The organism is Bacillus sp. SB49 (genome assembly GCF_000469135.2).
Lineage (GTDB): Bacteria > Bacillota > Bacilli > Bacillales > Halobacillaceae > Halobacillus.
Window position 1 is genome coordinate 425,001 of the sequence record NZ_CP048117.1, and the last position, 12,251, is coordinate 437,251.

The 12,251-nt window shown below is 52.1% G+C and carries 11 protein-coding genes, 2 tRNA genes and 2 rRNA genes (1 of these 15 only partly in view); 12 read left to right on the plus strand and 3 right to left on the minus strand.

Features of this window, described 5'->3' with window-relative positions:
• The 9 genes from M662_RS02300 to tsaD all read left to right on the plus strand — a co-directional run.
• Nucleotides 1-1,595 (plus strand): 23S ribosomal RNA (locus M662_RS02300); it begins 1,324 nt to the left of the window's first position.
• A gap of 86 nt (nt 1,596-1,681) precedes the next feature.
• A 5S ribosomal RNA gene (gene rrf / locus M662_RS02305) occupies nt 1,682-1,795 on the plus strand.
• A gap of 41 nt (nt 1,796-1,836) precedes the next feature.
• A tRNA-Met gene (locus tag M662_RS02310) sits at nt 1,837-1,913 on the plus strand.
• Between the two features lie 47 nt (nt 1,914-1,960).
• Nucleotides 1,961-2,037 (plus strand) — tRNA-Asp (locus M662_RS02315).
• 126 nt (nt 2,038-2,163) lie between these two features.
• The gene (gene thiL / locus M662_RS02320) at nt 2,164-3,144 is read left to right on the plus strand and encodes a thiamine-phosphate kinase (protein WP_026578840.1); all 981 of its coding nucleotides are present in this window, start codon (nt 2,164-2,166) and stop codon (nt 3,142-3,144) included.
• Between the two features lie 4 nt (nt 3,145-3,148).
• Nucleotides 3,149-3,604 (plus strand): tRNA (adenosine(37)-N6)-threonylcarbamoyltransferase complex ATPase subunit type 1 TsaE, encoded by a 456-nt coding sequence (gene tsaE, locus M662_RS02325; protein WP_026578839.1) that lies wholly within the window; start codon nt 3,149-3,151, stop codon nt 3,602-3,604.
• Nucleotides 3,601-4,287 (plus strand): tRNA (adenosine(37)-N6)-threonylcarbamoyltransferase complex dimerization subunit type 1 TsaB, encoded by a 687-nt coding sequence (gene tsaB / locus M662_RS02330; protein WP_026578838.1) that lies wholly within the window; start codon nt 3,601-3,603, stop codon nt 4,285-4,287. Before tsaE ends, tsaB begins: the two co-directional genes overlap by 4 nt.
• Before the next feature lies 1 nt (nt 4,288).
• The gene (gene rimI / locus M662_RS02335; protein WP_008637819.1) at nt 4,289-4,732 is read left to right on the plus strand and encodes a ribosomal protein S18-alanine N-acetyltransferase; all 444 of its coding nucleotides are present in this window, start codon (nt 4,289-4,291) and stop codon (nt 4,730-4,732) included.
• Nucleotides 4,729-5,760 (plus strand): tRNA (adenosine(37)-N6)-threonylcarbamoyltransferase complex transferase subunit TsaD, encoded by a 1,032-nt coding sequence (tsaD, locus tag M662_RS02340; protein ID WP_008637818.1) that lies wholly within the window; start codon nt 4,729-4,731, stop codon nt 5,758-5,760. Before rimI ends, tsaD begins: the two co-directional genes overlap by 4 nt.
• Before the next feature lie 270 nt (nt 5,761-6,030).
• On the opposite strand, the gene M662_RS02345 is transcribed toward tsaD, so the two are convergent.
• Nucleotides 6,031-7,968, minus strand: a complete 1,938-nt coding sequence (locus M662_RS02345; protein WP_026578836.1) for an ABC-F family ATP-binding cassette domain-containing protein — start codon at nt 7,966-7,968, stop codon at nt 6,031-6,033.
• A gap of 167 nt (nt 7,969-8,135) precedes the next feature.
• On the opposite strand from M662_RS02345, the gene moaC reads away from it, so the two are divergent.
• Entirely contained in the window at nt 8,136-8,621 is a 486-nt protein-coding gene (gene moaC, locus M662_RS02350) for a cyclic pyranopterin monophosphate synthase MoaC (RefSeq protein ID WP_026578835.1), read from the plus strand.
• A gap of 18 nt (nt 8,622-8,639) precedes the next feature.
• The gene (locus M662_RS02355) at nt 8,640-9,290 is read left to right on the plus strand and encodes a redox-sensing transcriptional repressor Rex (protein WP_008637814.1); all 651 of its coding nucleotides are present in this window, start codon (nt 8,640-8,642) and stop codon (nt 9,288-9,290) included.
• 39 nt (nt 9,291-9,329) lie between these two features.
• Here the strand turns inward: M662_RS02355 and M662_RS02360 are convergent, their stop codons facing one another.
• Nucleotides 9,330-10,151, minus strand: coding sequence for an SDR family oxidoreductase (locus tag M662_RS02360; protein WP_008637812.1), 822 nt, complete (start codon nt 10,149-10,151; stop codon nt 9,330-9,332).
• 184 nt (nt 10,152-10,335) lie between these two features.
• On the opposite strand from M662_RS02360, the gene M662_RS02365 reads away from it, so the two are divergent.
• Nucleotides 10,336-11,739, plus strand: a complete 1,404-nt coding sequence (locus M662_RS02365; protein ID WP_026578834.1) for an MDR family MFS transporter — start codon at nt 10,336-10,338, stop codon at nt 11,737-11,739.
• Between the two features lie 303 nt (nt 11,740-12,042).
• Here M662_RS02365 and M662_RS02370 read toward each other — a convergent pair whose 3' ends face one another.
• Nucleotides 12,043-12,249, minus strand: a complete 207-nt coding sequence (locus M662_RS02370; protein WP_026578833.1) for a YdiK family protein — start codon at nt 12,247-12,249, stop codon at nt 12,043-12,045.
• Nucleotides 12,250-12,251: the final 2 nt, after the last annotated feature.

The following is a 12,251-nucleotide window of genomic DNA, read 5'->3' on the forward strand; positions in this document are numbered from 1 at the left end:
AATCTCTTTCACCGAATGCCTAAGGTTTCCTGAGGAAGGCTCGTCCTCTCAGGGTTAGTCGGGACCTAAGCCGAGGCCGAAAGGCGTAGGCGATGGACAACAGGTTGATATTCCTGTACCACCTCCTTTCCGTTTGAACGACGGGGGGACGCAGGAGGATAAGGAGAGCGTGCCATTGGATGTGCACGTCCAAGCAGTGAGACGGTCGGATAGGCAAATCCGTCCGGCATAACGTCAAGCTGTGATGGGGAGGGAACTATAGTACCGAAGCTCCTGAGTTCACACTGCCAAGAAAATCCTCTAGTGAGGAAAGAGGTGCCCGTACCGCAAACCGACACAGGTAGGCGAGGAGAGGATCCTAAGGTGAGCGGGAGAACTCTCGTTAAGGAACTCGGCAAAATGACCCCGTAACTTCGGGAGAAGGGGTGCTCCTCTGCCGAGGAGCCGCAGTGAAAAGGCCCAAGCGACTGTTTACCAAAAACACAGGTCTCTGCGAAGCCGTAAGGCGAAGTATAGGGGCTGACACCTGCCCGGTGCTGGAAGGTTAAGGGGATGCGTTAGCGTAAGCGAAGCGTTGAACCGAAGCCCCAGTAAACGGCGGCCGTAACTATAACGGTCCTAAGGTAGCGAAATTCCTTGTCGGGTAAGTTCCGACCCGCACGAAAGGTGCAACGACTTGGGCACTGTCTCAACGAGAGACCCGGTGAAATTATACTATGTGTGAAGATGCACATTACCCGCGACAGGACGGAAAGACCCCGTGGAGCTTTACTGTAGCCTGATATTGAATGTTGGTACAGCTTGTACAGGATAGGTAGGAGCCTTAGAAGCCGGAGCGCTAGCTTCGGTGGAGGCGCTGGTGGGATACTACCCTGGCTGTACGGACATTCTAACCCAGGACCGTGATCCGGTCCGGAGACAGTGTCAGGTGGGCAGTTTGACTGGGGCGGTCGCCTCCCAAAGAGTAACGGAGGCGCCCAAAGGTTCCCTCAGAATGGTTGGAAATCATTCGCAGAGTGTAAAGGCACAAGGGAGCTTGACTGCGAGACCTACAAGTCGAGCAGGGACGAAAGTCGGGCTTAGTGATCCGGCGGTACCGCATGGAAGGGCCGTCGCTCAACGGATAAAAGCTACCCCGGGGATAACAGGCTTATCTCCCCCAAGAGTCCACATCGACGGGGAGGTTTGGCACCTCGATGTCGGCTCATCGCATCCTGGGGCTGTAGTCGGTCCCAAGGGTTGGGCTGTTCGCCCATTAAAGCGGTACGCGAGCTGGGTTCAGAACGTCGTGAGACAGTTCGGTCCCTATCCGTCGTGGGCGTTGGAAATTTGAAAGGAGCTGTCCTTAGTACGAGAGGACCGGGATGGACACACCGCTGGTGTACCAGTTGTTCCGCCAGGAGCATAGCTGGGTAGCTACGTGTGGTCGGGATAAGTGCTGAAAGCATCTAAGCATGAAGCCCCCCTTGAGATGAGATTTCCCTTTGCCTTCGAGCAAATAAGATCCCTCAGAGACGATGAGGTTGATAGGTCCGAGGTGGAAGCGTGGTGACACGTGGAGCTGACGGATACTAATGGATCGATGACTTATCTATCTGATCATAGATCGCGTGAAAAACGTTTCTTTCGATAAAGATGTTTCCTTATCCAGTTTTGAGGGTTCACCTCAAATGTATATTGATGTGGTGATGAAGGCGAAGAGGTCACACCTGTTCCCATGCCGAACACAGCAGTTAAGCTCTTCAGCGCCGATGGTAGTCGGGTAGATCCCCGTGAGAGTAGGACGTCGCCACATTGATTACAACCATTATAATGGGATATATATTCCCACAATATCGCGGGGTAGAGCAGTCTGGTAGCTCGTCGGGCTCATAACCCGGAGGCCGCAGGTTCAAATCCTGCCCCCGCAACCAATTTAAATCGATCACTGTGTCGATTTTACTTTAGTCTTTAAATGTTTGGTCCGGTAGTTCAGTTGGTTAGAATGCCTGCCTGTCACGCAGGAGGTCGCGGGTTCGAGTCCCGTCCGGACCGCCACTATTTAAAATTAAACTTCCAGCCTTAGGATGCTTTCCTAAGGCTTTTATTATGGAATTTTTTATATTAAGCGTCCTGTTGGTATAATAGAAGAAGAAAGACTTTTTTATTGAAAGGGACGTATGTATGGATGAGTTTTCGTTTATTCAATCAATTCAACCGAAGTTTTATCGGCAGTCTTCTCTGATTAAAGGAATTCAGGATGATGCGGCTGTTTTTCGCGCTCCCGCAAGTGATATCGTCACAGCGGTGGATACGATGGTGGAGGGGGTCCATTTCACGAAAGATACAATGGCTCCTTATCATGTCGGTCACCGGGTGTTGGCAGCCAATATAAGTGATTTGGCTGCGATGGGGAGTACGCCTGCTTATTATCTCGTTTCCATCACGATCCCTTCCCATTGGGAAGAGCAGGAGCTTCATGACCTGTATGCAGGCATGGATGCTCTTGCTGCTGGTTATCATATGGATTTGATCGGCGGGGACACCGTTTCCGGACAGGAGCTTTCTGTGACGGTTACGGTGATCGGGATGGTCGATAAAAATAAAGCAAGGTATCGTTCTGTGGCTCAGCCTGCTGATGTTGTCTTCGTCACAGGTACGCTCGGAGATTCGCGCGGAGGACTCGAATGGCTCCTTAAAGAAGGGGAGAACCCGGACAAGGAGACGGCTTTTCTTGTGGAAAGACACCGGATGCCGTTACCCAGGGTTTCTTTCGCAGCAGGACTCTCCAATTTGGAACGAGTGGCGTTGAACGATATCAGTGACGGTATTGCCAACGAAGCAAATGAAATAGCAGAAGCAAGTGATGTCGATTTGATTATTGATGCGGACTATCTCCCGTATTCGGATGCATTGATGCATGTATATCCGGATCGATATAAAGAGTGGATGCTTTCCGGCGGGGAAGATTTTGAGCTGCTCGGAACCGTCCCGGAAACGGATTGGGAACGCGTTCAGCAGATTGCGGAGCAGCTGAAACTTCGTATTACCCGGGTTGGAAGTGTTACTTCCAAACGTCAGGAGGAAGCTTCTGTCTATTTACAGGAACATGGACAAAGAAAACGGCTGGAAAAGTCCGGTTACACGCATTTGAGGAGTGAATGAACCTATGGCTATATATGAATGCATCAGCTCTTCTGCAGAAGAGACGCAGCGCCTTGCAGAGCGGCTTGGAGAACGACTTGTACCTGGAGATCTGCTGACGCTGGAAGGAGATCTCGGCGCTGGAAAAACGACGTTTACGAAGGGACTGGGAAAAGGTCTCGGTGTAACGAGGAATATAAACAGCCCGACGTTCACGATCATGAAGGAGTACCAGGGACGGATGCCTTTCTATCATATGGACGTTTATCGTTTGGAGGACAGCGAGGAAGACCTCGGCTTTGAAGAGTACTTTGAAGGCGAAGGCGTCACGGTCGTCGAATGGGCGCAGTTCATCTGGGAGTACCTGCCGGAGGAGCGTCTCGACATCACGATCCACTACAAAGACGAATCGACCCGTTCCATTAAACTCGATGCGAAATCGGAACATTTCGATGCGATATGTAAGGAGATTTTATTATGAATATACTTGCGATCGACACGTCCAATTATGTGATGGGGGTGGCCGTTCTGAAAGACGGCACCGTCGCTGGTGAATATGTTACGAATATGAAAAAAAACCATTCGATCCGCCTCATGCCTGCGATCGACCAGTTGATGGAGGAAACGGGTACGAAACCGGAAGAGCTGGACAGAATTGCTGTCGCACACGGACCCGGTTCTTACACAGGCGTGCGTATCGGTCTTACGACGGCGAAAACGATGGCATGGGCACTCGGCATTCCTGTAGTCGGCATTTCCAGTCTGGAGGCTGTTGCCCGTCAAGGCGCATTCTTTGATGGATTTGTATGTCCTTTCTTTGATGCGCGCCGTGGTCTTGTGTACACAGGGCTTTACGATTCATCCATGACGGTCGTGATGGAGGAGACGAACATACTTATGGAAGACTGGCTGAACCAATTGAAAGAATTGGACCGTCCTGTTCTGTTCCTTAGTCAGGATATCGCCGTCCATCAGGAGAAGATTGAAGAAGTCCTCGGGGAAAAAGCGGTCATCCCGGCTGCGCCCTACCAATTTGCTCGTCCATCCATCCTTGCAGACGTCGCAGTGGACCGGGAACCTGGGGCGCTGCATGATCTGGTACCGAATTATCTGCGTCTGCCGGAGGCCGAAGTCAAATGGCTGGAACAGCAGGAGAAGCAGTGACATGGCAGCAATCAGACAGATGACGCCTGCGGATGTGGAAGGGGTCATGGAAGTAGAGAAGATTTCCTTCCCTGTCCCGTGGTCGGAGGAAACCTTTCAAAAGGAGATGGATGATAATCCGTACGCCCACTATTATGTCGTCGAAGAAGAGGGCAGGATTATCGGATATTGCGGTTTGTGGCTCATCATCGACGAGGCACACGTCACCAATATCGCCATCCATCCGGACTACCGGGGACAAAAGCACGGGGAGAACCTCTTCCGCCATACGTGCGAACAAGCGATTGAACATGGAGCGATTCAACTCTCCCTTGAAGTGAGGGTATCAAATACAGCCGCGCAGCATATGTACCGGAAGTTCGGACTGGTACCGGGTGGAATCCGCAAACGGTATTACTCCGACAACGGAGAAGATGCGTTAGTAATGTGGGTGGGATTAAAATGACGAAGGATCAATATATACTGGCAATTGAGACAAGCTGTGACGAAACAGCTGTCGCCATCGTAAAAAATGAAAGAGAACTGGTAGCAAACGTCGTGGCTTCTCAAATCGAGAGCCATAAGCGGTTCGGCGGGGTCGTTCCGGAAATTGCTTCAAGACACCATATCGAACAGATGACGATTACACTGGAAGAAGCGTTGGACGAGGCGGAGATGACGATCGATGACATGGATGCGATCGCCGTTACCGAAGGACCGGGATTGGTAGGAGCCCTTTTAGTAGGGGTGAATGCAGCAAAAGCCGTCGCCTTTGCGAAGCAGAAACCGCTCGTCGGCGTCCACCATATCGCCGGCCATATCTACGCCAACCGTTTGGAGAAAGAATTCGAGTTCCCGCTGCTCGCCCTGGTCGTTTCCGGAGGGCACACCGAGCTTGTCCTGATGAGAGAGCACGGCTCCTATGAAATCATCGGAGAAACGAGGGATGATGCCGCAGGGGAAGCCTATGATAAAGTGGCACGTACGTTGAAGCTGCCATACCCAGGCGGCCCTCAAATCGACCGGCTGGCACAAGAAGGAGAAGAGACGATTGACTTCCCACGTGCCTGGCTGGAAGAAGGCTCGTACGACTTCAGTTTCAGCGGTTTGAAATCTGCCGTCATCAACCGGCTTCATAAAGCGAAGCAGCGGGGAGAAGTGCTGAAGGATGCCGATGTAGCGGCAAGCTTCCAGGCGAGCGTCGTCGATGTCTTATCGACGAAGGCGGCCCGCGCGGCTGAGGAATACGGCGTCAAGCAAATGATCGTCGCCGGAGGCGTGGCTGCAAACAGAGGGCTGCGTCAGGCGCTTCAGGAGAAGTTTGTGGATATCGATACAGAACTGCTCATTCCTCCACTGTCGCTGTGTACAGATAATGCAGCAATGATTGCAGCAGCAGGGGCAGTTGCTTTCAACCAAGGACATCGGTCCGAGTGGGATCTCAATGCGAACCCCGGGCTCGATTTAGAACAGTTCGGCGCAAGGAAAAAGTAAGAGGTGACAAAAGCTCTCCTTCATGGAGGGTTTTTGTTTTCTTATCCACATGTGTATAAGTATGCGCTTGGTTTCCAGGTTGTGGATATGTGCGATCTTAAAAGAAAGCGATACCATTTTTGTGGATAACGCCGGGTTTTATTGTGGATAATGTGCATAACCCTGTTGAAAACCGATAAATCAAATACACATCTGTTAGTAACTTTGTTGATAATCTGTAGAGAAATAAGGACGAAAAAAGAGCACCCACCATCTGTGGATGCTCTCTTCTTATTCATCGTGCAGCGTTTCCCATTCTTCCATCAACTGCTCGAGAGCGGATTGCTTTTCGGCATTGTCCTGCGTGAGCTGAAGTGACTTCTCGTGGTCCTGGTAGACTTCCGGATCACAGAGTAAGGCTTCATTCTCTTCCAGCTGCTGCTCGATCTGTTCAATCTCCGCTTCTATTTCAGCGATACGGCGGTTTCTCTTCCGCTCTTCCCGCTTCGCAGCTTTATCTTCCTGGAAGCTGTTCTTGGCCTGTGGCTCGTGCTTGGCGGGCTCTTTCAGGCGCCGCTCTTCGGCTTCCAGCTGCTCGAGTTCATATTCTTCCTGTTTCTTCTCCACATAGTAGTCGTAATCTCCGAGGAACAGTCTCGTTTCCTCCGAATTCATCTCGACGACCTGTGTCGCGATTTTGTTAATGAAGTATCTGTCGTGGGAGACGAACAGTAACGTTCCTGGATAGTCGACGAGTGCGGCTTCCAGCACCTCTTTACTGTCGAGGTCCAAGTGGTTGGTCGGCTCATCCAGAATCAAGAAGTTCGCTTCCTGCATCATCAGCTTGGCGAGGGAGAGACGTGCCTTCTCTCCACCGCTCAAGGCAGAGACCGGCTTCAGGACATCTTCGCCTGAGAAAAGGAAGTTTCCGAGAATGGTCCGGATATCCCTCTCATTTTTCATCGGGTAATCGTCCCATAGCTCATTCAGAACGGTTTTCGTGGAATTCAACTTATTCTGTTCCTGATCGTAGTAACCGATCTGGACGTTCGTGCCGATCAGCTTGTCTCCTTTGACGGCTTCCAAATCGCCGATGATCGTCTTAAGGAGGGTGGTCTTTCCGACCCCGTTCGGACCGACGAGGGCCACCGAATCGCCTCGGTTCAGATCAAGGGAAACCTTGTCGAACAGGTTCGTATCACTGTCCGGATAACGGAACGCATAGTCTCTCAGTTTCAGCACATCGTTTCCGCTGCGCTTCGCCACTTGGAAGCTGAACTTCGCGGATTGGTTATCGTCTTTCGGTTTTTCCAGCCGGTCCATTTTCTCCAGCTGTTTACGCCGGCTCTGGGCGCGCTTCGTCGTCGTCGCACGGACGATGTTCTTCTGGATGAAGTCCTCCATCCGTTTGATCTCTTCCTGCTGCTTCTCGAATCGCTTCATTTCCTGCTCGAAGTCGGCTTCTTTCTGTTTCAGGTAGTTACTGTAGTTGCCGTGATACTTCTTAGAGGATTGGAAGGCAATCTCGTAGACCGTGTTGACGATCTTATCGAGGAAGTAGCGGTCGTGGGAAACGATGACGACCGCACCTTGGTAGCCCTGCAGGTACCCTTCGAGCCAGGAGATCGTATCGATGTCCAGGTGGTTGGTCGGTTCATCGAGAATAAGCACGTCGGGCTTCTTCAACAGCAGCTTCCCGAGTGCCAGCCTCGTCTTCTGGCCGCCGCTTAAGGACGTGATCGGTGTATCCCAGTTGAAATGCTGGAAATTCAGCCCGTTCAGTACCGAGCGGATATCCGCTTCGTATTGGTATCCGCCTGCGTTCTTGAAGTATTCCTGCTTGCGGTCATAATCGGTCAATAACTGCTGGTAGCGCTCCTGATCCGAGATCAGGTCAGGGTCTGCCATGTTCGCTTCCATCGCGCGAAGCTCTTTCTCTAAGTCCTTCAGATGGAGGAAGACTTTCTCCATTTCATTCCAGATCGTTTCGTCGGACTGCAGGCCTGTGTTTTGAGCGAGATATCCGAGCGTCGTTTCCTTCGGCATGAAGATGTTTCCTTCATCATAGCTCATCTCGCCGGCCATCATCTTCAGCAGGGTCGACTTTCCTGCACCGTTTCTGCCGACAATGGCGATTCGGTCGTTCTTTTGTACTTCCAGTTTAATATTAGATAAAATCAATTCAGCGCCGAAACGCTTTTCCAATTGATTCAACTGCATGAGAATCATGTCGTTTCACCTCGATAAATCAAGTGTATATCATCGGTGAGCCTGCTAGCAACAGAAGCCCTCGCGAGATTGTGAAAACTTTAACGACTTCCCTGTGATTTTTTGTTAAAATGAAACTAGTGTTGCCGCCTGCGGCATGACCAATCACATAAAAGGGGTAGTTGGAGATGGCGGAATTCAGTCATTTTAATGAGCAGGGCCGGGCACGGATGGTCGATATATCAGAGAAAAACGATACGGTCCGGACGGCTGTTGCGAGAACGAGTGTGGAAGTGAAGGAAGAAATATACGAGAAGATTACCAACCAGACAATGGCCAAAGGGGACGTGCTCGCGGTCGCCCAAGTCGCCGGAATCATGGCAGCGAAGAAAACGTCGGATTGGATTCCGATGTGTCATCCGCTTTCCTTGAAGGGAATCGATGTATTCTTCGATTGGGAAACAGGGGAAACGAAAAAGCTGCTGATCGAGGTTTCCGTGAAGACGAAGGGAAGCACCGGGGTAGAAATGGAAGCGCTAACGGCCGCTTCTGCCACAGCATTGACGGTTTATGATATGTGTAAAGCAGTAGATAAAGGCATGGTCATCGGTCCGACTTACCTTGCAGAGAAAACCGGAGGGAAGAACGGAGATTACCGAAGAAATGACGAGTAAAGGAGCAGAGAGACGACAATGGATATAGAACAAGCGAAAATCCCTCAGGCGACAGCGAAGCGGCTTCCGTTATATTACCGTTTCCTGAACAACCTGCACAGCCAGGGGAAACTGCGGGTGTCATCGAAAGAATTGAGTGAGGCAGTCAAAGTCGATTCCGCAACCATCCGCCGTGATTTCTCCTATTTCGGAGCCCTCGGGAAGAAAGGTTATGGTTACAATGTCGAGTACCTGCTTTCCTTCTTTCGGAAGACGCTGGATCAGGACGAGACGACACGTGTCGCGCTGATTGGTGTCGGGAACCTGGGAACGGCTTTCCTTAATTACAATTTCACGAAGAACAATAATACAAAGATCGAGATTGCCTTCGATGCGAGTGAGAATCGGATCGGGAGTGAAGTCGGCGGGGTGGAGGTCCATCACATCGATGATCTGGAGAAGAAGATCGGCGATTTGAAGGTCGCGATTCTGACGGTTCCTGCCTCAGAGGCGCAGGCGATCACCGACCGTCTCGTCGAGGGCGGAATATCGGGTATCCTGAACTTCACGCCGGCTCGAATCAACGTGCCGTCTGATGTGAGGGTGCATCATATCGATCTTGCGATTGAGCTTCAAGCGCTCGTATACTTTTTGAAGCATTATCCGTTGGATGGAAAAATAGAGGATTGAAAAAAAAGATGCCGGCTCCGGCATCTTTTTTTGTTATTCTTATTCGGTTTCTTCTTTCCATTTCTTATCGATCAGCATTTTACCCGGCCACGTGTAGGCCATGATGCCGCCATCGACGGTGATGTCCTCTCCGGTTACATAGGAGCTGTCGTCACTGGCGAGGAACAGGGCGACGGATGCGATTTCGTCCGGGCTTCCGAGTCGGCCGAGTGGAGTGATCCACTTGTTGGCATCGCGGAATTCCTGTCCTTCCTTATCTTCCTTCGAACCGGCAAGGCCGTCTACAAGCGGTGTCTCAATCGTACCGGGAGCGATGGAGTTGACGCGGATGCCGTCACGGGCGTAGTCGATCGCCATCGCACGGGTGAAGTTCGTGATTCCGCCTTTCGCCGCGTTATAGCCGGAGCGGTCGAGGTCGGCAGCTCTTCCGGACATGGAAGATGTGTTGATGATCGATCCGCCGTTATCCATCATTAATGGAAGCAGGTATTTGCTCGTCAGGAACGTTCCGCGCAGATCGACGGCGATGATCCGGTCGAAGAGATCGACCGGATATTCGTGCACTTTGCCGCCTTCTTCGTCGATCCCTGCGTTGTTGAACAGGACATCGATGTTGCCATATGTCTTCTTCAGGTAATCAGCAAATGCCGAAACGCTGTCCTCTTTCGATACGTCGAGCGTGTACGTCTCCGCCTCGCCGCCTTCGTTATGAATTTCATCCACTGTCTTCTTCACGGCATCGACATTGATGTCGGCACAGACCACCGTCGCGCCTTCCTTTGCGAATAATTTCACGGTTGCCGCTCCGATTCCTGTCGCAGAACCGGTCACGACAGCTACTTTGTTATCTAAACGTCCCATAAATGGTTCGCCTCCTTGTGTGATTCTTCTTTGTTATACCCACCTTGAAAAACGTTATAAACATAGGCGGGAGAAGGGAAGCGATTACAAAAAAAAAAGATTCCGCTCTCGTAAATCGGTCGAGCGGCGATTAGAGTTGCAGGATGGTGGTATAGTAACTAGGTAATTAAGGAGGTAAGGTACGATGAAACGATTACCTAATAAGTGGCTCGTCGTCGTGTCTGTCCTGTTCGGAACCTTCACCGTCATTCTGAACAACAGCATGCTGAATCCGATTCTGCCACGTTTTATAGAAATATTCGATTCCAATGCCGTCTCTGTCGGGTGGATTTTGACGATCTTCATGGTCGCGATGGGGATGACGATGCCGTTGACCGGCTACTTCGGCGACCGGTTCGGGAAGAAAAAGGTGTACCTGTCCGGGCTCTGTCTCTTCCTTGTCGGCTCACTGTGCGGCTTCTTCTCCTCGACGCTCTCGATGGTGATCGTCTCCCGGGCCATCCAGGGCATAGCCGGTGGTCTGATGCTGCCGATCGCCATGGCGCTCATCTTCCAGTCCTTTCCCCGGCACGAACGGGGCCTTGCTGTCGGCGTGTACGGCATCGCCGCTATGGTCGCCCCCGCAATCGGACCGACGATCGGCGGGTTTCTCATCCAATACGTCGACTGGCCGTGGCTCTTCGCCTTGAACATTCCGTTCGGCCTGACGGGACTCGTCCTCTCTTCGAAATACCTGGAGCGGACGGAAACCCATCCCGAAAAGAAATTCGACCTTGTCGGATTTCTTATTGTATCGCTCGGCATCGGCGGTCTGCTGTTTGCACTCGGAAGAGGGAGGACGCTGGATCACCTGCTGGACCCGATCAACATCGTCCTTATCGTCGTCGGACTCGCAGCCGTCGTGCTGTTCGTTTTCTACGAGAACCGACAGGACGATCCGCTGTTGAACCTGTCGGTGTTCCGGGTCCCGACTTATGCGGCATCGATTGTCGTTACATCCGCCGCCTCGATCGGGCTCTTCTCCGGGATCTTCCTGCTGCCGCTGTTGATCCAGAACGTCTACGGCTGGAGTGAAGTGATGACGGGGCTCTTATTCCTGCCGGCAGCGGCTGCGAGCGGTGTATTCATGTCGCTCGGAGGAAGAATCCTTGATAAAAAGGGGCCGCGCTATGTCGTCCCGCCGGGGCTTGCCATCATGGCGGCAGCGACGTTCGCCCTCGGCTTCCTTCACCTGTCGACACCCTACTGGCTGATCCTGTTGTTGAATACAGTCCGCGGCGTCGGGATGGGGATGGGCAATATGCCGGCGACGACGTCCGGCATGAACAGCATCCCGGATCATCTCGTCGCGCAAGGGTCCGCGATGAACAACATCATCCGCCAGATGTCGTCCTCGATAGGCATCGTCTTTTTCTCTGTCTATTATGAAGTGCGGAGGGCGCAGATCCAGGCGGCTTCCGACATCGACCTCCAGGCCGCCACGCTGCAGACGCTGAATGAAGCCTTCCTCGTCTCCGGCGTCGTCCTCGTCCTTGCCATTCCTTTCTCCTTTATACTAAAAGGAGCACAGGACGACTCGAAGGAATAGGTGGTTTGATAGGTCTGGGAGGGACGGGCTCCGATCCTGCATATCTTCCTCTGAGGAAATGAAGATAAAGATAGCGGAGGGCAGGAACTGGTATTGTGGTGCTGTGTTTGACATACAGGGCGGAGGGAAAGGAGGGACTCCGATGGGATTAGCGGAACAGGTGAGACCCCGGAAGAGCAGCGCGATGAGGCGGCTCACCGGCCGCCCCACGGAAAGCCTTTCCTTTCCCAGAGCCCGCTTCTCACGTCTGATGCCCACTAAACAAGACATAAAAAAGCAGGAGCTGCTCAGCTCCTGCTTTTGTTATTCTTTCTTATTTTTTGCCTGCTGTATTTTCCTGTGAAGATTAAACAGCCGGATGGCGACGGCGATGTTGACGGTCGCGACCGACGCCAGGATGATGGTCATCGCATTCCACACGGTCTCACCGGCCGACTGGGCCGCAATATACGTGAAGGCGACGCCCATGGAAAGGTAGAGCATGGCCATGAACATTGGTGATGTTCTCATAA

Bases quoted from the DNA above. Each gene is read 5' to 3' on its own strand.
- thiL (WP_026578840.1), top strand. From the start codon at position 2,164: ATGGATGAGTTTTCGTTTATTCAATCAATTCAACCGAAGTTTTATCGG.
- tsaE (WP_026578839.1), top strand. From the start codon at position 3,149: ATGGCTATATATGAATGCATCAGCTCTTCTGCAGAAGAGACGCAGCGC.
- tsaB (WP_026578838.1), top strand. From the start codon at position 3,601: ATGAATATACTTGCGATCGACACGTCCAATTATGTGATGGGGGTGGCC.
- rimI (WP_008637819.1), top strand. From the start codon at position 4,289: ATGGCAGCAATCAGACAGATGACGCCTGCGGATGTGGAAGGGGTCATG.
- tsaD (WP_008637818.1), top strand. From the start codon at position 4,729: ATGACGAAGGATCAATATATACTGGCAATTGAGACAAGCTGTGACGAA.
- M662_RS02345 (WP_026578836.1), bottom strand. From the start codon at position 7,968: ATGATTCTCATGCAGTTGAATCAATTGGAAAAGCGTTTCGGCGCTGAA.
- moaC (WP_026578835.1), top strand. From the start codon at position 8,136: ATGGCGGAATTCAGTCATTTTAATGAGCAGGGCCGGGCACGGATGGTC.
- M662_RS02355 (WP_008637814.1), top strand. From the start codon at position 8,640: ATGGATATAGAACAAGCGAAAATCCCTCAGGCGACAGCGAAGCGGCTT.
- M662_RS02360 (WP_008637812.1), bottom strand. From the start codon at position 10,151: ATGGGACGTTTAGATAACAAAGTAGCTGTCGTGACCGGTTCTGCGACA.
- M662_RS02365 (WP_026578834.1), top strand. From the start codon at position 10,336: ATGAAACGATTACCTAATAAGTGGCTCGTCGTCGTGTCTGTCCTGTTC.
- M662_RS02370 (WP_026578833.1), bottom strand. From the start codon at position 12,249: ATGAGAACATCACCAATGTTCATGGCCATGCTCTACCTTTCCATGGGC.